This is a genomic window from Ottowia sp. SB7-C50 (assembly GCF_033110285.1).
Lineage (GTDB): Bacteria > Pseudomonadota > Gammaproteobacteria > Burkholderiales > Burkholderiaceae_C > Ottowia.
In genome coordinates, this window is the sequence record NZ_CP136995.1 from 3,340,341 (window position 1) to 3,364,678 (window position 24,338).

The 24,338-nt window shown below is 67.9% G+C and carries 19 protein-coding genes, 1 tRNA gene and 2 pseudogenes; 11 read left to right on the forward strand and 11 right to left on the reverse strand.

Annotated elements, in window-relative coordinates; translation table 11 throughout:
• Positions 1 to 36 precede the first annotated feature (36 nt).
• From R0D99_RS15975 to R0D99_RS15990, 4 genes are all read right to left on the reverse strand, one after another.
• On the reverse strand, positions 37 to 714 hold the full coding sequence (locus tag R0D99_RS15975; RefSeq protein ID WP_317749165.1) for a Crp/Fnr family transcriptional regulator: 678 nt from the start codon (positions 712 to 714) through the stop codon (positions 37 to 39).
• A 6-nt stretch (positions 715 to 720) separates the two neighbouring features.
• The gene (locus R0D99_RS15980; RefSeq protein ID WP_317749166.1) at positions 721 to 1,407 is read right to left on the reverse strand and encodes a helix-turn-helix transcriptional regulator; all 687 of its coding nucleotides are present in this window, start codon (positions 1,405 to 1,407) and stop codon (positions 721 to 723) included.
• A 151-nt stretch (positions 1,408 to 1,558) separates the two neighbouring features.
• On the reverse strand, positions 1,559 to 2,215 hold the full coding sequence (locus R0D99_RS15985) for an MBL fold metallo-hydrolase (RefSeq protein WP_317749167.1): 657 nt from the start codon (positions 2,213 to 2,215) through the stop codon (positions 1,559 to 1,561).
• Between the two features lie 72 nt (positions 2,216 to 2,287).
• A complete protein-coding gene (locus R0D99_RS15990; protein WP_317749168.1) occupies positions 2,288 to 3,085 on the reverse strand; it encodes an exodeoxyribonuclease III in 798 nt (265 codons plus the stop codon).
• Positions 3,086 to 3,151: 66 nt separating this feature from the next.
• On the opposite strand from R0D99_RS15990, the gene pyrE reads away from it, so the two are divergent.
• Complete coding sequence (gene pyrE, locus R0D99_RS15995; RefSeq protein ID WP_317749169.1) at positions 3,152 to 3,784, forward strand: orotate phosphoribosyltransferase; 633 nt, start codon at positions 3,152 to 3,154, stop codon at positions 3,782 to 3,784.
• Between the two features lie 6 nt (positions 3,785 to 3,790).
• The gene (locus tag R0D99_RS16000) at positions 3,791 to 4,561 is read left to right on the forward strand and encodes a DUF4124 domain-containing protein (protein ID WP_317749170.1); all 771 of its coding nucleotides are present in this window, start codon (positions 3,791 to 3,793) and stop codon (positions 4,559 to 4,561) included.
• A 109-nt stretch (positions 4,562 to 4,670) separates the two neighbouring features.
• Here the strand turns inward: R0D99_RS16000 and gatB are convergent, their stop codons facing one another.
• Genes gatB through gatC form a run of 3 tightly spaced genes read right to left on the reverse strand, consistent with a single transcriptional unit; the run spans position 4,671 to position 7,889 of the window.
• Positions 4,671 to 6,119 carry an Asp-tRNA(Asn)/Glu-tRNA(Gln) amidotransferase subunit GatB gene (gatB, locus tag R0D99_RS16005; RefSeq protein WP_317749171.1) on the reverse strand — a complete coding sequence of 483 codons (1,449 nt, stop codon included), beginning with the start codon at positions 6,117 to 6,119 and terminating at the stop codon, positions 4,671 to 4,673.
• 1 nt (position 6,120) lies between these two features.
• Positions 6,121 to 7,587 carry an Asp-tRNA(Asn)/Glu-tRNA(Gln) amidotransferase subunit GatA gene (gene gatA, locus R0D99_RS16010; RefSeq protein ID WP_317749172.1) on the reverse strand — a complete coding sequence of 489 codons (1,467 nt, stop codon included), beginning with the start codon at positions 7,585 to 7,587 and terminating at the stop codon, positions 6,121 to 6,123.
• A gap of 2 nt (positions 7,588 to 7,589) precedes the next feature.
• Positions 7,590 to 7,889, reverse strand: a complete 300-nt coding sequence (gene gatC, locus R0D99_RS16015) for an Asp-tRNA(Asn)/Glu-tRNA(Gln) amidotransferase subunit GatC (RefSeq protein WP_317749173.1) — start codon at positions 7,887 to 7,889, stop codon at positions 7,590 to 7,592.
• Between the two features lie 201 nt (positions 7,890 to 8,090).
• Here gatC and R0D99_RS16020 point away from each other — a divergent pair, with 201 nt between their 5' ends.
• The 5 genes from R0D99_RS16020 to R0D99_RS16040 all read left to right on the forward strand — a co-directional run bounded on the left by R0D99_RS16020 (position 8,091) and on the right by R0D99_RS16040 (position 14,788).
• Positions 8,091 to 9,134 carry a rod shape-determining protein gene (locus R0D99_RS16020; protein WP_317749174.1) on the forward strand — a complete coding sequence of 348 codons (1,044 nt, stop codon included), beginning with the start codon at positions 8,091 to 8,093 and terminating at the stop codon, positions 9,132 to 9,134.
• Positions 9,135 to 9,394: 260 nt separating this feature from the next.
• Entirely contained in the window at positions 9,395 to 10,366 is a 972-nt protein-coding gene (gene mreC, locus R0D99_RS16025; RefSeq protein ID WP_317749175.1) for a rod shape-determining protein MreC, read from the forward strand.
• Positions 10,363 to 10,881, forward strand: coding sequence for a rod shape-determining protein MreD (gene mreD, locus R0D99_RS16030; RefSeq protein ID WP_317749176.1), 519 nt, complete (start codon positions 10,363 to 10,365; stop codon positions 10,879 to 10,881). Before mreC ends, mreD begins: the two co-directional genes overlap by 4 nt.
• A 251-nt stretch (positions 10,882 to 11,132) precedes the next feature.
• Positions 11,133 to 13,082, forward strand: a complete 1,950-nt coding sequence (gene mrdA / locus R0D99_RS16035) for a penicillin-binding protein 2 (RefSeq protein ID WP_317749177.1) — start codon at positions 11,133 to 11,135, stop codon at positions 13,080 to 13,082.
• Positions 13,083 to 13,258: 176 nt separating this feature from the next.
• Complete coding sequence (locus R0D99_RS16040; RefSeq protein WP_317749178.1) at positions 13,259 to 14,788, forward strand: catalase; 1,530 nt, start codon at positions 13,259 to 13,261, stop codon at positions 14,786 to 14,788.
• A 119-nt stretch (positions 14,789 to 14,907) separates the two neighbouring features.
• On the opposite strand, the gene R0D99_RS16045 is transcribed toward R0D99_RS16040, so the two are convergent.
• From R0D99_RS16045 to R0D99_RS16060, 4 genes are all read right to left on the reverse strand, one after another.
• Positions 14,908 to 15,111, reverse strand: coding sequence for a hypothetical protein (locus R0D99_RS16045; protein ID WP_317749179.1), 204 nt, complete (start codon positions 15,109 to 15,111; stop codon positions 14,908 to 14,910).
• 3 nt (positions 15,112 to 15,114) lie between these two features.
• Positions 15,115 to 15,555: a TetR/AcrR family transcriptional regulator gene (locus R0D99_RS16050; protein WP_317749180.1), complete on the reverse strand. Its 441-nt coding sequence runs from the start codon at positions 15,553 to 15,555 to the stop codon at positions 15,115 to 15,117.
• Between the two features lie 557 nt (positions 15,556 to 16,112).
• Positions 16,113 to 16,188, reverse strand: a tRNA-Arg gene (locus R0D99_RS16055).
• Between the two features lie 29 nt (positions 16,189 to 16,217).
• Entirely contained in the window at positions 16,218 to 16,862 is a 645-nt protein-coding gene (locus R0D99_RS16060) for a TetR family transcriptional regulator (RefSeq protein WP_317749181.1), read from the reverse strand.
• Positions 16,863 to 17,066: 204 nt separating this feature from the next.
• Between R0D99_RS16060 and R0D99_RS16065 the strand changes: the two are divergent.
• From R0D99_RS16065 to R0D99_RS16080, 4 genes and pseudogenes are all read left to right on the forward strand, one after another.
• Positions 17,067 to 18,361 (forward strand): annotated as a pseudogene (locus R0D99_RS16065) (efflux RND transporter periplasmic adaptor subunit).
• A gap of 20 nt (positions 18,362 to 18,381) precedes the next feature.
• Positions 18,382 to 21,643: pseudogene (locus R0D99_RS16070) on the forward strand (efflux RND transporter permease subunit).
• Positions 21,640 to 23,178: an efflux transporter outer membrane subunit gene (locus R0D99_RS16075; protein ID WP_317749182.1), complete on the forward strand. Its 1,539-nt coding sequence runs from the start codon at positions 21,640 to 21,642 to the stop codon at positions 23,176 to 23,178. The pseudogene R0D99_RS16070 and the gene R0D99_RS16075 overlap by 4 nt, the downstream one beginning before the upstream one ends.
• Before the next feature lie 138 nt (positions 23,179 to 23,316).
• Positions 23,317 to 24,210 carry a c-type cytochrome gene (locus R0D99_RS16080; RefSeq protein ID WP_317749183.1) on the forward strand — a complete coding sequence of 298 codons (894 nt, stop codon included), beginning with the start codon at positions 23,317 to 23,319 and terminating at the stop codon, positions 24,208 to 24,210.
• Positions 24,211 to 24,338: the final 128 nt, after the last annotated feature.

Consider the following 24,338-nt stretch of genomic DNA (forward strand, 5'->3'; position numbering starts at 1 on the left):
CCCATCAAGCGCGAACAGCTATCGTAAACGTAGCAATCACCACCGCGCCGGCAACGGCTTCAGCAGCACGAGCCGGCGTTCTTGCGTGGCAAGGTAGCCGCCGGTTTCCAGGTCTTTCAGCAGGCGGCTGACCATCTCGCGCGAGCAGGCCAGATGGCTGGCGATCTGCTGGTGGGTCAGGCGTTCGGTGACGGTGCGCTGGCCTTGCGCGTCCGGTGCCGTGGCCAGCTGGTCAAGCAGGCGCGTCAGCCGGCCGTAGACGTCGATCAGGGCCACGCTGCGCGCGTTGTCGGTGGCCAGGCGCGCGCGGCGGATCAGGCGCGCCATCAGCTCCAGCGCAAAGCCGGGCTGCTCGGCGATGTAGGTCAGCAACACGTCGCGCGCCACCACGGCGCACACCGTGGGTTCGCACGTTTCCACGCTGGCCGAGCGCGGGCCGCCGTCGAGTGACATTTCGCCCACGTATTCGCCCGGGCCGTACAGGCCGAGTGTCAACTCCTTGCCGCTGGCATCGGCCACGAAGGCGCGCAGGCGCCCCGATCGGACGATGTACAGCGTGTCGCCGCGCTCGCCCTCTTGAATGATCAGCGTGCCGCGCCGGTAATGGCGCTGCATCCCGCGCTCTGCCAGCGCCTCGACGTGCGCGGACGGGGCGTCCAGCGCGGGCAGGCCGGTGGAGTGTGGAGTGTGCGGGCCATCAGGCGCGGGCGGCATGTCCCATCATACAAACTGGAATTGCGACGACACCGGCCGGCGCGGAAAACAGGCTTCGCCCCGCAGCGCGGGCACCACGGGCGGCAGTGCCAGCACGCGCTGCACCAGTTGCCGGATGCCATGCGCGCCGGTCTTGTCGCGCAGCGAGCGCACCTGCGTGCGCACGGTCGATTCGGCCACGCCATGCCGCCTGGCGATTTCGTCGACGTCGCTGCCATCGCACAGGGCACGCAGCACCGACTCCTCGGTCGGCGTCAGCCCGTGCTCGCGGGCGAACATCTGCACCGCCAGGTTGTCCCCCACGCGCTGGCGCGCCATGGCCAGCAGCACGCTGGCGCAGGGGCCTTCCAGCGCGTGCCCCAGCGGAATCACGGCCACGGGCAGCGTGTGCCCGCCATGGCTGAGATACAGCAGTTTCCGGCGGCCTTGCGCGGCACCCTGGATGGCGTCCATCAGCTGCTGGCCCAGCGCCGCCGTGCAGGCGCCGATGGCTTCGCCGACACTGCCGCTGAGCAAATGGCCGCAGGCCAATTCATAGCGCGCCAGGTGGTTGGCGTGCTGCACGCGCCCGCGCATGTCGACCAGCACCAGCCCGTAGTCGATCTCGTCCAGCAGGCGCAGCAGGAACCCGGTCTGCAACCCGTCCCGCTCAACATCCGCCAGCGGCATCCGCAGCGTTTCCCTGTGTGTCATGACTGCTTCCATTTCGTCCTCCTTGCGCATCGCAAAGCATGGAAGCCAGTCTAGGCACGCGCCGGCGGCGCATCAGTGACCGGTTGACAGCGGTTTTTGTGATCCATTCACATCCCGACGGCCGGCCGGACCCGGCGCGCGCAACGCGCCGTCAGCCGCGCACGAACGGGTTGTGGCGGCGCTCTTCGCCGAAGGTGCTTTCGGGCCCGTGGCCGGGGATGAACACCGTGTCGTCGCCCATCGGCCACAGGCGCTCGCGGATGCTGGCGATCAGTTGGCCATGGTTGCCGCCGGGAAAGTCGGTGCGGCCGATGCTGCCGGCAAACAGCACGTCGCCGACAAAGGCGCGCTTCGCCTCGGGTGAATGAAACACCACATGCCCCGGCGTATGGCCCGGGCAGTGGCGCACGTGCAACACGCAGTCGCCCACCTGCACCGTGTCGCCGTCCTGCAGCCAGCGCGTGGGCGTGAATTTCTCGGCCTGCGGAAAGCCGAACATGCGCCCCTGCTCGGCAATGCCGTCGATCCAGAACTGGTCGCCCGGGTGCGGGCCGATGATGGGCAGCCCGTGGCGCGCGCTCAGCTCGGCCGTGCCACCCGCGTGGTCAATGTGCGCATGGGTCAGCCAGATCTGCTCCAGCGTGACGCCCTGCCGCGCCACCGCCGCCTCGATGCGCGGCAGGTCGCCGCCGGGGTCGATGACAGCCGCCTTCATGGTGGCGGGGCACCAGACGAGCGAGCAGTTCTGCTGGAACGGGGTGACGGGGATGGTCTGGTAGCGCGGCGTGGCAGGCGAGGTGGCAGGCATCGAAGTTGTGAATCAAATCAACCTTCAGCGCTTGGCAGACAAGCGCTTTCAGCTATCAATTAAGAAGCGACATCAGACCAGCTTCAGATCGTAGTCGATGGTGATCGGCGCGTGGTCGCTGAACTTCTGGTCCTTGTAGATGGCGCTGGTGCGCGCGGCCTGCGCGACGGCGGGCGTGGCCAGGTGGTAGTCCAGCCGCCAGCCCACGTTCTTGGCGTAGGCCTGGCCGCGGTTGCTCCACCAGGTGTAGGCCTCGCCGGTGGTGTCGGGGTGCAGGCGGCGGTAGACGTCGACCAGTTGCAGCTCATCAATGATGCGCGTGACCCAGGCGCGCTCGTCGGGCAGGAAGCCGCTGTTCTTCTGGTTGCTCTTGTAGTTCTTCAGGTCGATTTCCTGGTGCGCGATGTTGACGTCGCCGCACAGCACGAAATCACGCTCGGCGCGCAGGCGTTGCAGCACGGGGTAGAACTCGGCCAGGAAGCGGTATTTGGCGTCCTGCCGCTCCGGCCCGGACGAACCGCTGGGAAAGTAGCAGCTGATGACCGAGAAGCGGCGCGCGGGCGTGTCAAAGCGCGCTTCCAGGTAGCGGCCTTCTTCGTCGAATTCGGGCGAGCCGTAGCCGGCGATCACGTCGCTGGGCTCATGGCGCGTATAGATGCCGACGCCCGAATAGCCCTTCTTGGCCGTGGCCAGGTGAAAGTGCCCGCGCATGCCGGCCAGGATGTCGAAACGGCCCTCGATGTCGGCGTGCTGGGCCTTCATCTCCTGCACGCAAATACAATCCGGCGCGTGCGCCTCCAGCCAGGCTTCGACGCCCTTGGTGGCCGCGGAGCGGATGCCATTCAGGTTCAGGCTGGTGAGTTTGAACAACGGGAGATTCCTTCATGAACACATCCGCCCCCCCAGGCAGACCGTGACGCGCTGGCGCGCGATTTCGTGCAGTTCGCCATCGACGCCGGCGTGCTGCGCTTTGGCGAATTCAAGACCAAGGCGGGGCGCCTGTCGCCCTATTTCTTCAACGCCGGGCTGTTCGACGACGGCGCCAAGCTGGCGCGGCTGGCGCAATTCTATGCACGGGCGCTGATCGACTCGGGCGTCGAGTTCGATGTCATTTTTGGTCCCGCATACAAAGGTATTCCATTGGGCGCCGCGGTGGCCATCGAGCTGGCGCGGCTGGGCGTGGTCAAACCTTTTGCGTACAACCGCAAGGAAGCCAAGGACCACGGCGAAGGCGGCACGCTGGTGGGCGCGCCGCTGAAGGGGCGCGTGCTGATCGTGGACGACGTCATCTCCGCCGGCACCGCGGTGCGCGAGTCGATTGCGCTGATCGAAGCCGCCGGCGCCACGCCGCACGCCGTGGCCATTGCGCTGGACCGGCAGGAAAAGGCGACCGAGGGCGGGCGCGACGTGGACTGGTCGGCCGTGCAGTACGTGCGCGACCGTCTGGGACTGCAAGTCATCGCCATCGCCAACCTGGCGCAGTTATTGCAACACCTGGGAAAGAGTGACAACTTTTCGCCCTACTTCCAGTCCGTATCTGCCTATCGCACCCGTTACGGCGTCGATTGAAAGGCCATGACCACCACCGCCCTCCCGCACCACCTGCCTGACCTGCACGCCGGACAAGGCACGTCCCGCGGCGCCCAGCGCGCCGCTGCGGGGTGGGGGTTGCGGCGCCTGGCCGGGGTCGCGGTGGCGGCGTCCTGGTGGACACTTTGTGGCACGCCGGCCGTCGCGCAGCCCAGCGCGGCCGCGCCGACGGGCAGCATCTACAGCTGCGTGGACGCCCATGGCCGGCGGCTGACGTCGGACCGGCCGATCCTCTCGTGCATCGACCGCGAGCAGCGCGAACTCAACCGCAGCGGCGGCACGCGGCGCGTCATCCCGCCCACCCTGAGTGCCACCGAGCGCGAAGCACGCGCCCGGCAGGACCGCGAAGCCGAACTCGCGCAGCAGCGCGCGCGCGACGCCATCAGCCGCGACCAGGCGCTGGTCACGCGCTACCCCGACAAGGCCGCGCACGATGCCAGCCGCGCCCAGGCACTGGCGCAGACCCAGGCGGTCGACCAGGCCGCCGAGCAGCGGCTGGCCGAACTGGCGGCCGAGCGCAAGGCGCTGGATGACGAGATGGAGTTCTACCGCAAGGACCCCTCCCGGGCCCCGGCCACGGTGCGGCGCGGCATCGAATACAACGCCCGGAGCGTGGCCGAGCAGCGGCGCGCCATCGCCGCGCAGCAGGCCGAGCGTGATCGCATCAACGCGCAGTTCGATGAAGAAGCGAGGCGCCTTCAGGCGCTCTGGCAAGGCCGGCAGCCCGCCCCGCAGACGGCTTCGGGCAAGCGCTGATTTGTGAGCGTAATACGGTCGCTGCCCACGCGGGATCAGCGCAAATAGCTATATTTTTTGCAGCATCTGCACCAAGGCAGCCGCGCCACAGCGCGACGGACGCCCGGCCTCAAGCCCCCAGCCGCGCACGCAGCAGCTCGTTGACCTGCGCCGGGTTGGCCTTGCCCTTGCTGGCCTTCATCACCTGGCCGACCAGCGCGTTGAAGGCCTTGTCCTTGCCGGCGCGGTACTGCTCGACGTTGCCTGGGTTGGCAGCGATGACTTCGTCGACGATCTTTTCCAGCGCGCCGGTGTCGTTCATCTGCCGAAGGCCCTTGGCTTCGACGATGGCATCGACGTCCGCACCCTCGCCCGACCACAGCGCGTCAAACACCTGCCGCGCCGCCGCGTTGCTGATGGTGCCGTCTTGGATGCGGCCGATCAGCGCGGCCAGTTGCGCAGCCGACACCTTGGCCGACTCGATGCCGATCTCCTCGGCGTTCAGGCGCTTGGAGATTTCGCCCATCACCCAGTTGCTGGCCAGCTTGGGCTGGCCGCTGGCTTTCGCGGCTTGCTCGAAGTACGCGCCCATGGCGGGAGACTGGGTCAGCGTGGTGGCGTCGTATTCAGGCAGCGCATAGTCGGCCACGAAACGCTCCGCCATCTTGCGGGGCAATTCGGGCATTTGCGCGCGCGTGTCCTCGATCCATTGCTCTGAAATACAGAGCGGCGGCAGGTCAGGGTCGGGAAAGTAGCGGTAGTCGGCCGAGTCTTCCTTGGTGCGCATGGCGCGCGTCTCGCCGGTGTCGGGGTCGAACAGCACAGTGGCCTGCTGGATGGCGTGGCCGTCTTCCAGCTGCTCGATCTGCCAGCGGATCTCGAAGTCGATCGCCTGCTGCATGAACTTGAAGCTGTTCAGGTTCTTGATCTCGCGCCGCGTGCCAAGCTTTTCACCGGGCTTGCGCACACTGACGTTGGCGTCGCAACGGAAGCTGCCTTCCTGCATGTTGCCGTCGCAGATGCCGATCCAGGTGACGATCTTGTGCAACTCTTTGGCATAGGCCACGGCCTCGGCGCTGCTGCGCATGTCGGGCTCGGTCACGATCTCGAGCAGCGGCGTGCCGGCGCGGTTCAGATCGATGCCGCTCATGCCGTGGTAGTCCTCGTGCAGCGACTTGCCGGCGTCTTCTTCAAGGTGGGCGCGCACCAGGCGCACGGTTTTCTTTTCGTCGCCCAGGAAGAACGACACCTCGCCGCCCTGCACCACCGGAATCTCGAACTGGCTGATCTGGTAGCCCTTGGGCAGGTCGGGGTAGAAGTAGTTCTTGCGGGCAAAGATGCTGCGCGGCGCAATGTGCGAGCCGAGAGCCAGTCCTAATTTGATAGCACACTGCACCGCCTCGCGGTTCATCACCGGCAGCGTGCCGGGCAGCGCCAGGTCGACCGCGCAGGCCTGGGTGTTGGGCGCGGCGCCAAATGCGGTGCTGGCGCGGCTGAAGATCTTGCTGGCGGTCTGCAGCTGGGCGTGTGTTTCGAAGCCGATGACGACTTCGTAGCCGTGGATCAATGGGGCGGGCATGTCAGAAGCCCTCCGGTGCGCGGAGGTGGAAGTCGGTCGCCTGCTGCAGGCGGTGCGCCACGTTCAGCAGCCGGCCTTCCTGCAGGTAGTTGCCGATCAGCTGCAGCCCGACGGGCAGGCCACCTTCACCAAAGCCGGCCGGCACGCTCATGCCGGGCAGGCCGGCCAGGCTGGCGGGCAGGGTGTAGATGTCGGCCAGGTAGTCGGCCAGCGGGTCCTTGTCGTGGTCGCCCAGGTGCCAGGCGACGCTGGGCGCGACCGGGCCGGCGATGACGTCGCATTCGGTGAAGGCGCGCTGGAAGTCGTCGGCGATCATGCGGCGCACCTTCTGCGCCTGCAGGTAGTAGGCGTCGTAATAGCCGTGCGACAGCACGTAGGTGCCGGTCATGATGCGGCGCTTGACCTCGTCGCCAAAGCCTTCGGCGCGCGTCTTCTTGTACATGTCCTCCAGGTCGGTGTAGCCCTGGGCGCGGTGGCCGAACTTGACGCCGTCGAAGCGGCTCAGGTTGCTGCTGGCCTCGGCCGGCGCGATGATGTAGTAGACCGGGATGGCCAGCTCGGTGCGCGGCAGGCTGATGTCGACCAGGGTCGCGCCCAGCTTGCGCAGCTCGGCCAGGGCGCTGTCGATGGCGGCGCGTACGTCGTCCGACAGGCCGGCGCCGAAGAATTCCTTGGGCACGCCGATGCGCAGCCCGTCGATGCCGTCGTTCAGGCTGCGGGAGAAGTCCTCGGCCGGCACGTCGAGCGAGGTGGAATCGCGGTCGGGGTCGGGTCCGCACAGGCTGGACAGCAGCAGCGCGCAGTCTTCGGCGGTGCGCGCCATGGGCCCGGCCTGGTCCAGGCTGGAGGCGAAGGCGATCAGCCCAAAGCGACTGGCGCGGCCATAGGTGGGCTTGATGCCGGTGATGCCGCAGAAGCTGGCCGGCTGGCGGATGGAGCCGCCGGTGTCGGTGCCGGTGGCCGCCGGCGCCAGGCGCGCCGCCACCGCGGCCGCGCTGCCGCCCGACGAGCCGCCCGGCACGCGCGAGGTGTCCCACGGGTTCTTCACCGGGTGAAAGGCCGAGTTCTCGTTGGCCGAGCCCATGGCGAACTCGTCGCAATTGAGCTTGCCCAGGCAAACCATGCCCGCGCCCGCCAGCCGTGCGGTCACCGTGCTCTCGAAAGGAGAGCGATAGCCTTGCAGCATGCGCGAGCCGGCGGTGGTCGGGAAGTCGGTGGTGACGAAGATGTCCTTGTGCGCCACGGGCACGCCGGCCAGCGGCAGGGCGTCGCCGGCGGCGATGCGGGCATCGGCCGCGCGCGCCTGCGCCAGGGTGGCGTCTTCGTCCACCGCCAGGTAGGCGCCCAGATCGGCGTGCTGGCGGCCGCGCGCCAGAAAGTGCTGCGCGGCCTCGACGGCCGACAGCTCGCGCGCCTCCAGGCGGGCGGCCAGCTGGGCCACGGTCATGTCATGCAATGCGTCGCTCATGTTCACTCGATCACGCGGGGCACCAGGAACAGCCCGTCCTCGACGGCGGGCGCGCTGCGCTGGTTGGCGGCGCGCTGGTCCGGCTCGCTGGCCACGTCGTCGCGCAGGCGCAGCGCCATGTCGCGCACGGCGGCAATGGGGTGCGCCAGCGGTTCGACGCCGGTGGTGTCCACGGCCTGCATGGCCGCCACCAGATCGAAAAAGCCGTTCAGCCGGGTGAGCAGGCGCTCACCTTGGTCGGCACTCAGTTCCAGCCGCGCCAGATGGGCAAGACGGCGGATGTCGTCGGGGGTCAGGGCCATGAAAGATATGGAAACCGGATGTAACTTCAAACTTTAGGCCTCGGCCAAACCCGAGGCCTGGCAAGGTGTTGCGGTATTATCTCCGGTTCATCGCAACGGCCCGGAAACGGGCCGTATTTACGCGATTTCACGTCTATCTCGCATCGAATTCGGGGCTGCACCCATGGGTGCTGGCTGTGCGGCCCGGCAAAGGACCTTTTCATGTTTGGAGCTTTCCGGCGGTATTTTTCGACCGACCTGGCCATTGACCTGGGCACCGCCAACACCCTGATCTACGTGCGCGACAAGGGCATCGTGTTGGACGAACCTTCCGTCGTCTCGATCCGCCACGAAGGCGGCCCGCAGGGCAAGAAGACGATCCAGGCCGTGGGCACCGAGGCCAAGGCCATGCTGGGCAAGGTGCCCGGCAACATCGAGGCCATCCGCCCCATGAAGGACGGCGTGATCGCCGACTTCACCGTCACCGAGCAGATGCTCAAGCAGTTCATCAAGATGGTGCACCCGCGCGGCCTGTTCCGGCCCAGCCCGCGCATCATCATCTGCGTGCCCTGCGGCTCGACCCAGGTCGAGCGCCGCGCCATCCGCGAATCGGCACTGGGCGCGGGCGCCAGCGAGGTGTACCTGATCGAGGAACCCATGGCCGCCGCCATCGGCGCCGGCCTGCCGGTCAGCGAGGCCAGCGGCTCGATGGTGGTCGACATCGGCGGCGGCACCACCGAAGTCGGCGTGATCTCGCTCGGCGGCATGGTGTACAAGGGCAGCGCGCGCGTGGGCGGCGACAAGTTCGACGACGCCATCATCAACTACATCCGCCGCAACTACGGCATGCTGATCGGTGACCCGACGGCGGAGATGATCAAGAAGGAAATCGGCAGCGCCTTCCCGGGCAGCGAAGTGAAGGAGATGGAGGTCAAGGGCCGCAACCTCTCCGAAGGCGTGCCGCGCAGCTTCACCATCAGCAGCAACGAAATCCTGGAAGCACTGACCGAGCCGCTGAACAGCATCGTGTCGGAAGTGAAGAAGGCGCTGGAAGAAACGCCGCCCGAACTCGGCGCCGACATTGCCGAGCGCGGCATGATGCTGACCGGCGGCGGCGCCCTGCTGCGCGACCTGGAGCGCCTGCTGGCCGAAGAAACCGGCCTGCCCGTGCTGGTGGCCGAAGAGCCGCTGACCTGCGTGGTGCGCGGCTGCGGGCTGGCGCTGGAACGCATGGAGCGGCTGGGCAACATCTTCACGAATGAGTAGGACGCCCCCTGTGGCGCTGCGCGCCTTCCCCCACTGGGGGACAACGCGGGTGGTCGGGGGGGACCCCGACCACGGCGTTCGCGTGTGGCCTGCTCCGCGGCCTTCGGGCGGCTTGCTGCGCAGCCTGAGGGCTCCTTCCCTTGCGGGGGGAGGGTCGGGGTGGGGACGCAGCGTCGAAATCACGACGGGCGCTTGAACATTCAGCGGATAATGCTCTTGTTTTGGTAGTGAATACGCCCGTGCTGCGCCGCTGAACCGCCATGCCGCTCGAAACGCTCGACCGCTCGCCGCCGCCCTTTTTCAAGCAAGGGCCTTCGGCGCTGTCGCGGTTGTTGTTCTTCAGCGCGCTGGCGCTGTTTTTGATGGTGGCGGATGCACGCTTCAAGATCGTGCAGCCGTTGCGCGCGGCCATTGCGACCTTCCTCTACCCGGCGCAATGGCTGGCCCTACAGCCGGTGCAGATGGCGCAGACGGGCCTGGGCTACCTGACCGAGTTGAAGACCGCGCGCGTGACCGAAGAAGCCGCGCGCCTGAAGCTGGCCGAGCAGTCGCGCCGCGCCGGCCAGGTTGAGCAACTGCTGCTGGAAAACGCCCGCCTGCGCGAATTGCTGGCGCTGCGCGATCGCGTGCAGGTGCCCGCGCAGGCGGCGCAGGTGCTGTACGACGCCACCGACCCCTACAGCCGCCGCGTCGTCATCGGCAAGGGGCAGTTGCAGGGCATCGAGGCCGGATCGCCCGTGATGGACGAGTCCGGCGTGCTGGGCCAGGTGACGCGCGTCTACCCCTTCGGCAGCGAAGTCACGCTGCTGATCGACCGTGACCAGGTGATCCCCGTGCTGAACACCCGCACCGGCGCGCGCAGCGTGGCCTACGGCGATCCGTCGCCCTACGGCGGCATGCTGGAATTGCGCTACATGTCGGTCACCGACGACATCAAGGAAGGCGACCTGCTGGCCACCAGCGGCGTCGACGGCGTGTACCCGCCGGGCCTGCCGGTGGCGCGCGTCACGTCGGTGGACCGGCGCAGCGACACCTCGTTCGCGCGCATCCAGTGCCAGCCGCTGGCGCAGCTCAATGGCGTGACGCACGTGATCGTGCTGTCGCCCGTCGCACGGCAGGGCCTGGGCGACACGGCGGCCGACGGCAAGCCGGCCGGCGCGGCCTCGGCGCCTGCCCCCGCCGCGCAGAAAGCCGCCACCCGCCGCGCGGCGGCCGAAGGAGCGCGCCGATGATCATGCCGCGTGGCGAACAGCTGCTGCTGCCGGCCAGCCCCGCCTTCATCTGGGGCAGCCTGCTCGTGGCGCTGATGCTGAACCTGCTGCCGCTGGGCCGCGTGCTGTGGATGCCCGACTTCCTGGCCGTGGTGCTGGTGTTCTGGAGCATCCACCAGCCGCGCCGCGTGGGCCTGGGCGTGGCCTTCATCTTCGGGCTGGTGCTGGACGTGCACCAGGCCTCGCTGCTGGGCCAGCACGCGCTGGCCTACGCGGTGCTGATCTACGGCGCCATCATGGCGCACCGACGCATCCGCTGGTTCTCGGTGCCGGCGCAGGCGCTGCAGCTGCTGCCGCTGTTTGCGCTGGCGCACGCCATCACCATCGTGCTGCGCCTGATTGGCGGCGCGGTGTTTCCGGGCTGGCTGGTGCTGCTGGCGCCGATACTCGAGGCCGCGCTGTGGCCAGTGGTCAGTGTGCTGCTGCTGGCGCCGCAGCGGCGCGCGCCGAATCCGGACGCCAACAGACCGTTATGACCCCCTGTGGCGCTGCGCGCCTTCCCCCAAGGGGGACAACGCCAGTGGCCGGGCCAAGCCCGCTCCACGGCGTTCCGGCGTGGCCTGCTCCGCGGCCCTTTGGGGCTTGCTGCGCAGCCCCGGTGGCTGAACTGTGAGGCAGGTTTTGACTCGAAGGTTTGCGACTCGCTGCTTCTTGAATAAAAATCGCTGCTGGCGCTTGAGGGGCAAGCGCCAGCAGCTACACATTTGATAGTGACCCGCGTTTCACCATGACCGAAATCCGCAACGTCGAAGCCGAGCTGGTGCGCTTTCGCGTGCGGCTGGCCGTGGTGGCGCTGGCGGTGCTGGTGGCGTTCGGGCTGCTGGCGTGGCGGCTGTACCACCTGCAGGTGTCGCGCCACACCGACCTGGCGCGGCAGGCCGAGACCAACCGCACGGCGGTGGTGCCGATCGTGCCGCACCGCGGCGAAATTCTCGACCGCAACGGCGTGGTGCTGGCCACCAACTACAAGGCCTATACGCTGGAGATCACGCCGTCGCGCCTGGGCCGTCCGGTGGACGAGGCGATCGACGCCATTGGCGAAGTGGTCGAAGTGACCGCGCGCGACCGCAAGCGCTTTCGGCGCCTGCTGGAAGACTCGCGCAACTTCGAATCGCTGCCCATCCGCATGCGCCTGTCCGACGAGGAAGTGGCGCGCTTCGCGGCGCAGCGCTACCGCTTTCCCGGCGTGGAAATCAAGGCGCGCCTGTTCCGCACCTACCCGCTGGGCGAGACGGGGGCGCACGTCATCGGCTACATCGGCCGCATCAACCAGCGCGACAAGGAGCGCATCGAAGACTCGGACGACGCCGCCAACTACCGCGGCACCGACTACATCGGCAAGCTGGGGGTCGAAGCCAGCTATGAAAACGTGCTGCACGGCACCACCGGCGTCGAGCAGATGGAGACCTCGGCCGGCGGCTACGCGGTGCGGCGCCTGGCCAGCCACCCGGCCAAGCCGGGCGATTCGATCCGGCTGTCGATCGACATCCACCTGCAGAAGCTGGTTGAGGAGATGTACGGCGAGCGCCGCGGCGCGCTGGTGGCCATCGACCCGGCCAACGGCGAGATCCTGGCCTTCGTCAGCAAGCCCACCTACGACCCGAACCTGTTCGTCGAAGGCATTGACCACGAGACCTGGGACGAGCTGAACAACTCGCTCGACAAGCCGCTGCTCAACCGCGCGCTGCGCGGCACCTACCCGCCCGGCTCCACCTACAAGCCCTTCATGGGCCTGGCCGCGCTGGAAACCGGCAAGCGCACGCCGGGCGCCATCACCCTGGACGGCGGATCGTGGACGTTTGCCGGGCACACGTTCCGATCCGGCCACGCGCTGGGCTCGGTGGACCTGTATCGCAGCATCGTCAAGTCGAGCAACGTGTACTACTACCAGCTCGCCAACGACATGGGCGTCAACGCCATCCACGACTTCATGAAGCCGCTGGGCTTTGGTCAGGTCACCGGCATCGACATTCCGGGCGAGACGCGCGGCATCCTGCCGTCCACGCAATGGAAGCGCGCCACCTACCGCCGCCCCGAGCAGCAGAAATGGTATGCCGGCGAAACCATTTCGCTGGGCATCGGCCAGGGCTACAACAACTTCACCATGCTGCAGCTGGCCAGCGCCACGGCCACGGTGGCCGGCGGTGGCGTGCGCCACGTGCCGCACCTGGTCAAGGCGCGCCAGGACGCGCAGCGCCAGCAACTGGCCGACGTGCCGCAACCGCCCGGCCAGCGCCTGGGCTACCGGCCCGAGCACGTGGCGCTGGTGCAGCGCGCCATGGTCGGGGTGACGCAGGAAGGCACCTCGCGCGGGGTGTTCGCCAACGCGCCCTACCTGTCGGGCGGCAAGACGGGCACGGCGCAGGCCGTCACCATCGGGCAGAAAAGCCGCTACGACGCACGCCGACTGGCCGAGCACCAGCGCGACCATTCGCTCTACATCGCCTTCGCGCCGGCCGAGAACCCGCGCATCGCCGTGGCCGCGATCGTCGAGAACGCGGGCTTCGGCGCCGCCCACGCCGCGCCGCTGGTGCGCCGCGTCATGGACTACTGGCTGGCCGGCATCTACCCCAGCGAGGCCGACATCGCCGCCCTGCAGCGCGGCCAGGCCGGCGCGCCCATCGGCACGCCCCGGCGCGTGGCCGACGTCGTGCCGCGGGCGCTGGCAGCGCCCTGATCGCCGTCGGGGCGCCGTCGGCCCCATCCGACCCGCGGCGTCGATGCACGCCGTCATCGACTCAGGCTATGGCGCCTATTAATACTATTGCCTTTGAATGTTAATCTAGGTTTTCTATCATCTGACCCATGGCGCACACTTGCGCTGTCCTCCACAACCCCACCCGAAAGGAAGCCATGAGCGACGACACCCGCAAATGCCCCGTCACCCACCTGACGACCGACTTCGGCGCCCCCGTGCCCACCAACCGTGACAGCCTCACGGCTGGCCCGCGCGGCCCGCTGCTGGCGCAGGACGTCTGGCTGAACGAGCGCCTCGCCAACTTCGTGCGCGAAGTGGTGCCCGAGCGGCGCATGCACGCCAAGGGTTCGGGCGCGTTCGGCACCTTCACGGTGACGAACGACATCACCAAGTACACGCGCGCCAAGATTTTCGAAAAGGTGGGCAAGAAGACCGAGATGTTCGCCCGCTTCACCACCGTGGCCGGCGAGCGCGGCGCGGCCGACGCCGAGCGCGACATTCGCGGCTTTGCGCTGAAGTTCTACACCGAAGAAGGCAACTGGGACATGGTGGGCAACAACACGCCCGTGTTCTTCATCCGCGACCCGCGCCAGTTTCCTGACCTGAACAAGGCCGTCAAGCGCGACCCGCGCACCAACCTGCGCAGCGCCAAGAACAACTGGGACTATTGGACGCTGCTGCCCGAGGCGCTGCACCAGGTCACCATCGTCATGAGCGACCGCGGCATTCCCAAGAGCTACCGCCACATGCACGGCTTCAGCTCGCATACCTACAGCTTCTGGAACAAGGATGGCGAGCGCTTCTGGGTCAAGCTGCACTTCCGCACGCAGCAGGGCATCCAGAACCTGACCGATGCCGAGGCCGAAGCCCTGGTGGGCAAGGACCGCGAAAGCCACCAGCGCGACCTGTACGACGCCATCGAGCGCGGCGACTTCCCCAAGTGGAAGATGTACGCCCAGATCATGCCCGAGGCCGACGCCGAGAAGTACCGCCTGCACCCGTTCGACCTGACCAAGGTCTGGTACAAGGGCGACTACCCGTTGATCGAAGTGGGCGAGTTCGAACTGAACAAGAACCCCGAGAACTTCTTCGCCGACGTCGAGCAGGTGGCCTTTGCCCCCGGCAACCTGGTGCCCGGCATCGGCGCCAGCCCCGACCGCATGCTGCAGGCGCGCCTGTTCAACTACGCCGACGCGCAGCGCTACCGCCTGGGCACCAACTACCAGCAGATCCCGGTGAACAAGGCACGCTGCCCGGTCAACAGCAACCACCGCGACGGCATCGGCCGCGTCGACGGCAACTACGGCAGCCTGCCGCACTACGAGCCCAACAGCTACGGCCAGTGGCAGGGCCAGCCCGAGTTTGCCGAGCCGCCGCTGAGGATCACCGGCGATGCCCAGCACTGGAGCTTCGACAAGGACGACAGCAACTACTTCGAGCAGCCGCGCAAGCTGTTCAACCTGATGAACGACACGCAGAAGCAAGCCCTGTTCGGCAACACCGGCCGCGCCATGGGCGATGCGCCTGAGTTCATCAAGCTGCGCCACATCCGCAACTGCCACGCCGCCGACCCGGCGTATGGCGCGGGCGTGGCCAAGGCGCTGGGCATCGACCTGGCGAAGGCGCTGGCGTCGAAGGAAGCCGACCCCATGTTCGGCAACCCGCTGGTGCCGCTGCCGGCTTGAGGAAAATCTGAATGAAACAGGGCTTCGGCCCTGTTTTCATGCGCGCTTACAGCTATTGATTTAATAGCGATCGACAGGTGGGCGAGTCACCTGCGCCAGGCGCCCGCCGTCGACGACCGTCAGTCCGAGAACACCCGGTCGATGATCTTGTTGATCAGCTGGTTCCAGGCTTCCTCGTCCACCTTTTCATCGACGATGTCATCGATGATCTTGCCCAGCGCGTAGGCCTGGATCAGCACGGCCGCGGCGCGCGGGTCGAAGTTTTTGCTCATCCAGCCCTTGGTCTGCATCTCGACGAACAGGCCTTCCAGCGCACTCGTCAACCGTCATTGCTCGCCGGCCAGCTTCTTGGACAGACGCGGGTTGTCACGCGAAAAACCGATGAGCTTGGTGCGCTCGAACCGGTTGCCCGCCACCGCGGCCGAGGTCGTCTTGCTGGTGGCCTTGTAGAGGCCGGTCATGGCTTCCTCGCGCGTCGGACTGGAGCGCACCACGCGCGACAGCATCTCGATGCTCTTGTCCACGCCCAGCGAGAAGCGCTGCACCAGCGCGTGCTCCAGCAGGTCGGGGAAATCCTCGAAGTGGTGGTAGAGCGAACCCTTGGACACCCCCGATTCGCGCAGCACCAGATCGACCGTGATGCTTTCCAGCGCGTGCGTGTCGAGCAGGCCGATCACCGTGTCGAGCAGGCATTCCTTCGTCGGATGAATCGTGGTCTTGACCCGCGGGGTGCCGGTGTAATTGAGCTTGAAGTGCTTGGCCGCCATGGTGCAAAAAGAATACGGGGACTGGGAAATTCCAGCAACAGGCACGGCATGTGCCATCCTTGAACGGGAAACCGAACCGCCCCAGACCCGCGAATGCCGCAGGGTACGGTCCGGTCGCAGTCACGTGAGAGGGGTGCCGCCCGACAAGGCTCGCCACGACTGGCTGGTCAGCGCGGCGCAACAGAGGGAAGCGAGGTGTCGACGATGCAAATCACTGGGCACACGCGTCCGACGCTGCGCGTTGTCTCGGTCCCGGTTGAATGATTTTGTCATCTTTTCGTCTATGCGCATCAACCAAGCTGTCAGCCTGGCGACCCCATGTGTCGATAGACCGATGATGCCACGGTTTAAGAATAAACGATTAAATCGCCATCCCAAGGAGAGCACGCGTGTCGCCTGGGTGAGAACAATGTCACGGAGCCAAGGCTTGCCATGAAGCGGACGTGCTTTCGATCCGGCTGAGCCACCCCAACTTGCGAGAATCAAAATCCTTGGCACGCTTCGGGCGACGCGAGCTTCAAAAATGCATTCGAGAGTGCCCCAAAACGAGATGCATTTGGCGCGGCTGGCGGGGATCGAACCCACGACCCTCGGCTTCGGAGGCCGATACTCTATCCACTGAGCTACAGCCGCTTCCGGAACAAGTCGGCGATTATCCCCGATTACGCTGCGGACGGGGACGCCGGCGGCCACTGGCGCGGCAGGCCGATGCCGGCGAGGTAGGCCTCCATGGCGACACGCGACGTGCCCTGTAGGTCGAAGCTGCGCTGCAGCAACCAGCTGTAGACCAGGCCGCGCACCAGGGCATGAAAGCCCTCGGCCAATACTTGCGCATCGGCCGGCAGGGGCTGCTGGCGCAGCGCGCTGGCGCGCTCGAACACCAACCGCATGCGCTCGACGTTGGCGCGGTCCATCTGCGCGTGGCGCTCGCGCACGGGCCACAGGTCTTCGACGTGCTCCACCAGCATCACCGCGATGTTCAGCACGCGCTGGGTGCGCGCGTCGGTCGCGATCTGGCCGAACGAGTGCAGCAGCCGCATGACCAGCGCGTCGATCGGGTCGCCCGGCGCCTGGTAGACGCCGGCCAGCTCGGATTCGAGCGGCAGCGTCACCCGCTCCATCATGGCGTTGAACAGGTCGGCCTTGTCCTTGAAGTGCCAGTACACGGCGCCGCGCGTCAGCCCCGCCGCCTCGGCGATGTGGGCCAGCGAGGTGCGCGACACGCCGCGCTGCTCGAACACGCGTTCGGCGGCGTCGAGAAGTGCTTCGCGCGTGGCCTGCGCGTCTTGCTTGGTGCGGCGGGCCATGGCGTCAGGACCTAGTAGAGAACATGGACATGGGACGGCACTCTAGCACATACATTCAAGGATGTATGTATAATCCGGCGCTTCGATCATGCAGCCATCGGGCTTGTTGACTACGATCAATGCCCCGCGGCGCGGCGCTTGAGCGCTGTCTGGCCGCCGAGGGCCGCTTCAGATCGCACCGATCTCCTCATCCTCCTCAAAACCATGTCCCAGCCCGCCCCGCGCCGCCCGACGGCTTCCCGTCTTCTTCCGTTTGGCACGTCGGTGCTGCTGGCCGTGTTGCTCGCCGCCTGTGGCGACAAGCCCCAAGGCGCGGCGCCCGGCGGCGCTGGGGGTGGCGCGCCGCCGCCGCCCGAGGTGGCCGTGGTCACCGTGCAGCCCGGCACCGTGGGCCTGACGACCGAATTGCCCGGCCGGCTGGAGCCTTCGCGCGTGGCCCAGGTGCGCGCGCGCGCCACCGGCATCCTGAACAAGCGCGTGTTCACCGAAGGCAGCGACGTGCGCGCCGGCCAGGTGCTGTACCAGATTGACTCAGCCCCCTACCAGGCCACGCGGCAAAGCGCGCAGGCGCAGCTGGCGCAGGCGCAGGCGCAGCTGGCCAACGCCAGCGCCATGGTCACGCGCTACCGCCCGCTGGTGGCCGCCAACGCCGTGAGCAAGCAGGAATTCGACGCCGCCGTGGCGGCCGAAAAGCCGCGCAGGCGCAGGTGGCCGCCGCCCGCGCCGCCTTGCGCACGGCCGACATCAACCTGGGTTATGCGACGGTGACGGCGCCCATCTCGGGCCGCATCGGCCGCTCGCTGGTGACCGAGGGCGCGCTTGTCAGCGCGCAAGAGGGCACGCAATTGGCCACCATCCAGCAGATCAACCCGCTGTACCTGAACATCACGCAGTCGGCGGCGGAAGTCATGGCGCTGCGCCAGGCGCTGCAGTCCGGCAAGCTGGCGCGCGCGGGCGGCGCCGAAGCGGCCAAGGTGCAGGTGCTGCTGGAAAACGGCCAGGTCTACGGGCAGTCCGCGCGCCTGCTGTTCACCGATTTGAGCGTCGACCCGGCCACCGGCCAGGTCAGCCTGCGCGCCGAAGTGCCCAACCCCGGCGGCCTGCTGATGCCTGGCATGTACGTGCGCGCGCGCGTCGAGCAGGCGGAAGTCGACAACGCCATCCTGCTCCCGCAGCAGGCGGTCACGCGCGGCACGAAGGGCGATACCGTGATGGTGGTGGCACCCGACGGCGCCGTGGCGCCGCGCCCGGTCAAGATCGGCGGCCAGAAGGGCCACCAGTGGATCGTCACCGAAGGCCTCAAAGCCGGCGAGCAGGTGATGGTGGAAGGCGCCATGAAGCTGATGATGGGCGCGAAGGTGGTCAAACCGGTGCCTTGGGTGCCGAATCAGGCCGCAGCGCCCGCCAGTCAAGCGCCAGCAGCTCCTAAAACCGCAGCATCGGGCGGAGCACCCGTGGCGTCGGCGCCTGCCGCGCCGGCTTCTGCAGCCTCGCGCTGAAGCCTGACGAGAGCTGACGCATGGCCAAGTTCTTCATCGACCGACCCATCTTCGCGTGGGTGATCGCCCTGTTCATGATGGTGCTGGGCGCCATCTCCATCACGCAGCTGCCGGTGGCGCAGTACCCCAGCGTCGCACCGCCGACCATCGTGCTGTCGGCCACCTACCCCGGCGCGTCGGCGCAGACGCTGGAAGACGCCGTGCTGTCGGTGATCGAGCGCGAGATGAACGGCTCGCCGGGCCTCGCCTACATGGAGTCGGTGGCGCAGGCCAACGGCACCGGCAGCATCACGCTCAGCTTCGAGCCCGGCACCAACGCCGACCTGGCGCAGGTGGATGTGCAAAACCGCCTGTCGCGCGCCAGCCCGCGCCTGCCGACCACGGTGGTGCAGCAGGGCGTGCGGGTGGACAAGTCGCGCAGCAACTTCCTGCTGTTCACGGTGCTGTCGTCGTCGGACCCGAACTTCGACATCACCGCCCTGTCCGACTACGCCTCGCGCAACGTGCTGCCTGAATTGCAGCGCCTGCCCGGCATCGGCCAGGTGCAGTTGTTCGGCGCCGAGCGCGCCATGCGCGTGTGGATCGAACCGGCCAAGCTGCAAAGCTATGGCCTGTCGCCCGCCGACGTGGCCAACGCCATCGCGCAGCAGAACGCCCAGGTGTCGGCCGGCGCCATTGGCGATTTGCCGCTGGCCAGCGGTCAGACCATCAGCGCCACGGTGGTGGTGCCGGGGCAGCTGAGCACCGTCGAGCAGTTCGGCAACATCACCCTGCGCGCCAACGCCGACGGCAGCACGGTGCGGCTGAAGGACGTGGCGCGCCTTGAACTGGGCGCGCAAAGTTATGCCACCGCCGCGCGCCTGAACGGCCAGCCGGCCGCCGGCATGGGCGTGCAGCTCTCGCCCTCGGGCAACGCGCTGGCGGCCGCCAAGGCGGTGCGCACGCGCATGGCCGAGCTGGAGCGCTACTTTCCGCCCGGCGTCAGCTGGAAGATTCCGTACGACTCGTCGGACTTCGTGCGCATCTCGATCACCGAGGTGGTGAAGACCTTGTTCGAGGCGGTGGCGCTGGTGTTTCTGGTGATGTTCCTGTTCCTGCAGAACTGGCGCTACACCGTCATCCCGACCATCGTGGTGCCGGTGGCGCTGCTGGGCACCTTCGCGGCGCTGCTGGCGTTCGGCATGTCGATCAACGTGCTGACCATGTTCGGCATGGTGCTGGTGATCGGCATCGTGGTGGACGACGCCATCGTGGTGGTCGAGAACGTCGAGCGCATCATGAGCGAGGAAGGCTTGCCGCCGCTGCAGGCCACGCGCAAGGCGATGAGCCAGATCTCGGGCGCCATCATCGGCGTGACGGTGGTGCTGATCTCGGTGTTCGTGCCGCTGGCCTTCTTTGCTGGGTCGGTCGGCAACATTTACCGCCAGTTCTCGGCGGTGATGGCGGTGTCGATCTTCTTCTCGGCCTTCATGGCGCTGTCGCTCACGCCCGCGTTGTGCGCCACGCTGCTGAAACCCGTCGAGAAAGGCCACCACGTCGAAAAGCGCGGCTTCTTCGGCTGGTTCAACCGGCGCTTTCAGCGCACCGCCAAGGGCTATGAGAGCATCGTCGCCAGGCTGGTGCGCCGTGCCGGTCGTCTGATGATCATCTACCTGGCGCTGGCCGTGGTGGTGGGCTGGCTCTATGTGCGGCTGCCGACGTCGTTTCTGCCGCAGGAAGACCAGGGCAACATCCTGGTCAACATGCAGCTGCCGCCCGGCGCCACGCTGGAGCGCACGCAGGCCGTGGTCGAACAGGTCGAGGGCTATCTGCTGAAGCAGCCCGAGGTGGCCAACATGGTGGCCGTGATGGGCTTCTCCTTCTCGGGCCAGGGCCAGAACGCTGCGCTGTCGTTCGTGTCACTGAAACCGTGGGACGAGCGCAAGGGCGCCGAGCACGCGGCCGGTGCCATTGCCGGTCGCGCCATGGGCGCGCTGTCGGGCATCAAGGACGCATTCATCTTCCCCCCTGAGCCCGCCGCCCATTCCTGAGCTGGGCGTCAGCTCGGGCTTCACCTTCCGCCTGCAGGATCGCGGTGGCAAGGGACACGAGGCGCTGATCGCCGCGCGCAACCAGATGCTGGGGATGGCGATGCAAAGCAAGGTGCTGGCCGGCGTGCGGCCCGACGGGCTGGAGGATGCGCCGCAACTGCAGGTCGACATCGACCGCGACAAGGCGGCGGCGCAGGGCGTGACGTTTGCCGCCATCAACAACGCCATCTCGGCGTCGCTGGGCTCGGCCTACGTCAACGACTTTCCGAACCAGGGCCGTCTGCAACGCGTGATCATCCAGGCCGACGCCAAGGCGCGCATGCAGCCAGAGGACATCCTGCGGCTCACCGCGCTCAACAGCAAGGGCCAGGCGGTGCCGCTGTCGGCGTTTGCCAGCACGCGCTGGATCACTGGCGCCATGCAGACGGTACGCTACAACGGCTACCCGGCGGTGCGCATCGCCGGCGGCGCGGCGCCGGGCTTTTCGACCGGCGAAGCGATGCGCGAGATGGAGCAGCTGGCAGCCAAGCTGCCCGAAGGCTTTGGCTACGAATGGACGGGCCAGTCGCGCGAAGAAAAACTGGCCGGCAACCAGGCGCTGATCCTGTACGGCTTTGCCATCCTGGCGGTGTTCCTGGCGTTGGCGGCCTTGTACGAAAGCTGGTCGATCCCGTTTGCCGTCATCCTGGTAGTGCCGCTGGGCGTGCTGGGTGTGCTGCTGGCAGTCACCGGGCGCGGCATGCTGAACGACGTGTACTTCCAGGTTGGCCTGATCACCATCATCGGCTTGTCGGCCAAGAACGCCATCCTGATCATCGAGTTCGCCAAGGACTTGCAAGCGCAGGGCATGAGCGTGCTGGCCTCGGCGCTGGCGGCGGCGCACCTGCGGTTCCGGCCCATCATCATGACGTCGATGGCCTTCATCCTGGGCGTGACACCGCTGGCCATCGCCAGTGGCGCCGGTTCGGCGGCGCAGCGCGCCATCGGCACCGGGGTGATCGGCGGCATGATCGTCGGCACCATCCTGGCGGTGTTTTTCGTGCCGCTGTTCTTTGTGGTGGTGCGCAGCCTGTTCAAGGGCACTGCGCAGCAGCGCGAGCGCGCCGCCGAGCACGCGACCGAAGCCGGCATCACCGCCGAAGCAGCCCAGCACTATGTGGACGATGCCGAAACCGGCCTGTCCGACGCCGACCGCCGCGCGCTGAACCAGGACGGCCACGACGCCGCCACGCAACCGAAGGACCACCCATGAAACCCGCCATTGCGGTTTCAACCGCCGCGGCCTGGCCGCGACTGATCGGCACCGCCGCGCTCGCCAGCCTGCTGGCGGCCTGCTCGTTCGTGCCCAAGTACGAACAACCCGCCGCGCCCGTCAGCGCCACCTGGCCCGACACGGCCGGCGCGCAGGCACTGGGCGGCTTGGCCGCGGCCGACCTGCCGTGGCAGCAGTTCGTGCACGACGCGCAACTGCGCGAGGTCATCCAGCTGGCGCTGGAAAACAACCGCGACCTGCGCGTGGCGGTGCAGGCCATCGAACAGGCGCGCGCCCAATACCAGATCCGCCGTGCCGACCAATGGCCCACCGTGGGCGCGTCGGCCAGCGGCACGCGTTCGGCGCCCAATCCCTACGCCGCCATCGGTGGGCCCAGCGTAGCGTCGAACTACAGCGTGGGCCTGGGTGTATCGGCGTGGGAGCTGGACTTCTTCGGCCGCGTCGCCGCGCTGAAAGACGTGGCGCTGGCGCAATACCTGGCCACCGAGGAAGCGCGCAAGTCGGCGCAGATCAGCCTGATCGCCAGCGTGGCCAGCACCTGGCTGCAACTGAAGACCGACACCGAGCTGCTGGCCCTGGCCGAGCGCACGCTGGGCACGCGCGACCAGTCGCTGCGCCTGACCAAGCTGCGCTTTGACCACGGTGCCTCGTCGGCGCTCGACATGCGCCTGGCCGAGTCGCTGTCGGCCAGCGCGCAGGCCACGCGTGCCCAGCAGCAGCGCCTGCGCGCGCAGGACATCAACCTGCTGACGCTGCTGGTCGGCCAGCCGATACCTGAGCGCCTGATCCCGCCCGTGCCCGCCGTCGCCACGCCCGAGCCGCCGCGCGACCTGACGCAGCCCACGCCCGCTGTGCAGCCGGCGGCCGAGCTGCCCACCTTCACCGAGGTGCCCGCCGGCCTGCCGTCCGACCTGATGCTGCGCCGCCCCGACGTCCGCGCCGCCGAGCAGCAGCTGATCGCCGCCAACGCCAACATCGGCGCGGCGCGCGCCAACTTCTTCCCGCGCATCTCGCTCACCGGCTCGCTCGGCCGCGTCAGCAGCGACCTGGACGGCCTGTTCGGATCGGGCGGTCGGGGCGCGTGGTCGTTTGGCCCCAGCATTTCGTTGCCGATCTTCGACATGGGCCGCAACCAGGCGGGGCTGGACGCCGCGAAGGCGGCGCGCGAGATGGCGGTGGCGCAATACGAAAAAGCCATCCAGACCGCCTTCCGCGAAGTGGCCGACGCCCTGGCCGGCCGCGCCACGCTGGCCGATCAACTGAGCGCGCTGCAAGCGCAGGCCGCGGCCGAGCGCGACCGCTTCCGCCTGGCCGATCTGCGCTACCGCAACGGCATCGCCAACTACCTGGATTTGCTGGACGCCCAGCGCTCGCTGTTCGCGATCGAACAGGCACTGGCGCAGACGCGTCTGGCGCAGCGCGCCAACGAAGTGCAGTTGTACAAGGCCCTGGGCGGCGGCTGGACCGATTACCAGGCGCCCGCGCCGCTGCCGGGCGCAGCCGCCAAGGGTTGAAACCCGCGCCGCGCGGGTGCGGGCGCGGCGCGGCACGCGCCCTATAATCGCCGGCTGACGCGCGCGTGCATGGCCCACGGCCGGCGTGCGCCGCGACTCCATCGAATCCACCCACGACCCGAGCCCCCCGAGGACGCCATGAGCGACAGCATGCACGACGAAGCACACACCGGTCCGATCAAGACCCCGAAGCAGCTGTTCTGGGCCAGCGTGGCGTCCTTCGTCATCCCGGTGTTCATCATCATCGGGCTGGTCTACTACGTCACGTCCAGCCCCCGGCCTTCGGCCGGCGCGACCGACACCGAGCTTGCCGTCGCCGAGCGCCTGGTGAAGGTGGGCACCGTGGAAATCCGCGACGCCAACCGCCCGCTGGCCGGCGGCGAAGACGTCTACAAGGCGCAGTGCGCGGCCTGCCACGCCACTGGCGTGTCGGGCGCGCCCAAGCTGGGCAACGCCGGTGACTGGGCCGCGCGCCTGGGCAAGGGCTACGACACGCTGGCGACGCACGCGCTGAAGGGCTTCAACGCCATGGCCCCGCAAGGCGGCGGCAATTTCAGCGACGTGGAAATTGGCCGCGCCGTGGTCTACATGGCCAACGCCGCCGGCGGCAAGTTTGCCGAGCCGGCCGCGCCGGCCGGCGCTGCCAGCGGCGCCGCACCTGCTGCTGCGGCGGCCCCGGCCGCTGCGCCCGCCCCGGCACCGGCCGCTTCGGCGGTTGCGGCGCCCGCTGCCGCGGCTGCCACCGCCGTGGCCGCTGCAGCGCCGGCCGCCGCCGCACCGGCTGCGGCCGATGCCGGCGTGGGCAAGGCGCTCTACGACAAGTCTTGCGTGACCTGCCACGGCGTAGGCGTGGCCGGCGCACCCAAGTTCGGTGACAAGGCCGCCTGGGCGCCCTTCATCGCCACCGGCATGGACACCATGCTCAAGGTCGCCATCTCCGGCAAGGGTGCCATGCCGCCGCGCGGTGCGACGACGGCCACCGACGACGAATTGAAGGCTGCCATCCAGTACATGGTGGACGCCGCCAAGTAAGCGCCCCGTCGCTGCGGATCAAGGCCGGCCTCGCGCCGGCCTTTTTCATGCCCAAATGGGTCTGCAGCGCTTGTCCTGAAAGCGCATACAGCTATTATTTTAGGAGTTCTGAGAAGGCTCGCGCGTCG

Bases quoted from the DNA above. Each gene is read 5' to 3' on its own strand.
- R0D99_RS15975 (WP_317749165.1), bottom strand. From the start codon at position 714: ATGCCGCCCGCGCCTGATGGCCCGCACACTCCACACTCCACCGGCCTG.
- R0D99_RS15980 (WP_317749166.1), bottom strand. From the start codon at position 1,407: ATGACACACAGGGAAACGCTGCGGATGCCGCTGGCGGATGTTGAGCGG.
- R0D99_RS15985 (WP_317749167.1), bottom strand. From the start codon at position 2,215: ATGCCTGCCACCTCGCCTGCCACGCCGCGCTACCAGACCATCCCCGTC.
- R0D99_RS16000 (WP_317749170.1), top strand. From the start codon at position 3,791: ATGACCACCACCGCCCTCCCGCACCACCTGCCTGACCTGCACGCCGGA.
- gatB (WP_317749171.1), bottom strand. From the start codon at position 6,119: ATGCCCGCCCCATTGATCCACGGCTACGAAGTCGTCATCGGCTTCGAA.
- gatA (WP_317749172.1), bottom strand. From the start codon at position 7,587: ATGAGCGACGCATTGCATGACATGACCGTGGCCCAGCTGGCCGCCCGC.
- gatC (WP_317749173.1), bottom strand. From the start codon at position 7,889: ATGGCCCTGACCCCCGACGACATCCGCCGTCTTGCCCATCTGGCGCGG.
- R0D99_RS16020 (WP_317749174.1), top strand. From the start codon at position 8,091: ATGTTTGGAGCTTTCCGGCGGTATTTTTCGACCGACCTGGCCATTGAC.
- mreC (WP_317749175.1), top strand. From the start codon at position 9,395: ATGCCGCTCGAAACGCTCGACCGCTCGCCGCCGCCCTTTTTCAAGCAA.
- mreD (WP_317749176.1), top strand. From the start codon at position 10,363: ATGATCATGCCGCGTGGCGAACAGCTGCTGCTGCCGGCCAGCCCCGCC.
- mrdA (WP_317749177.1), top strand. From the start codon at position 11,133: ATGACCGAAATCCGCAACGTCGAAGCCGAGCTGGTGCGCTTTCGCGTG.
- R0D99_RS16040 (WP_317749178.1), top strand. From the start codon at position 13,259: ATGAGCGACGACACCCGCAAATGCCCCGTCACCCACCTGACGACCGAC.
- R0D99_RS16050 (WP_317749180.1), bottom strand. From the start codon at position 15,555: ATGGCGGCCAAGCACTTCAAGCTCAATTACACCGGCACCCCGCGGGTC.
- R0D99_RS16060 (WP_317749181.1), bottom strand. From the start codon at position 16,862: ATGGCCCGCCGCACCAAGCAAGACGCGCAGGCCACGCGCGAAGCACTT.
- R0D99_RS16075 (WP_317749182.1), top strand. From the start codon at position 21,640: ATGAAACCCGCCATTGCGGTTTCAACCGCCGCGGCCTGGCCGCGACTG.
- R0D99_RS16080 (WP_317749183.1), top strand. From the start codon at position 23,317: ATGAGCGACAGCATGCACGACGAAGCACACACCGGTCCGATCAAGACC.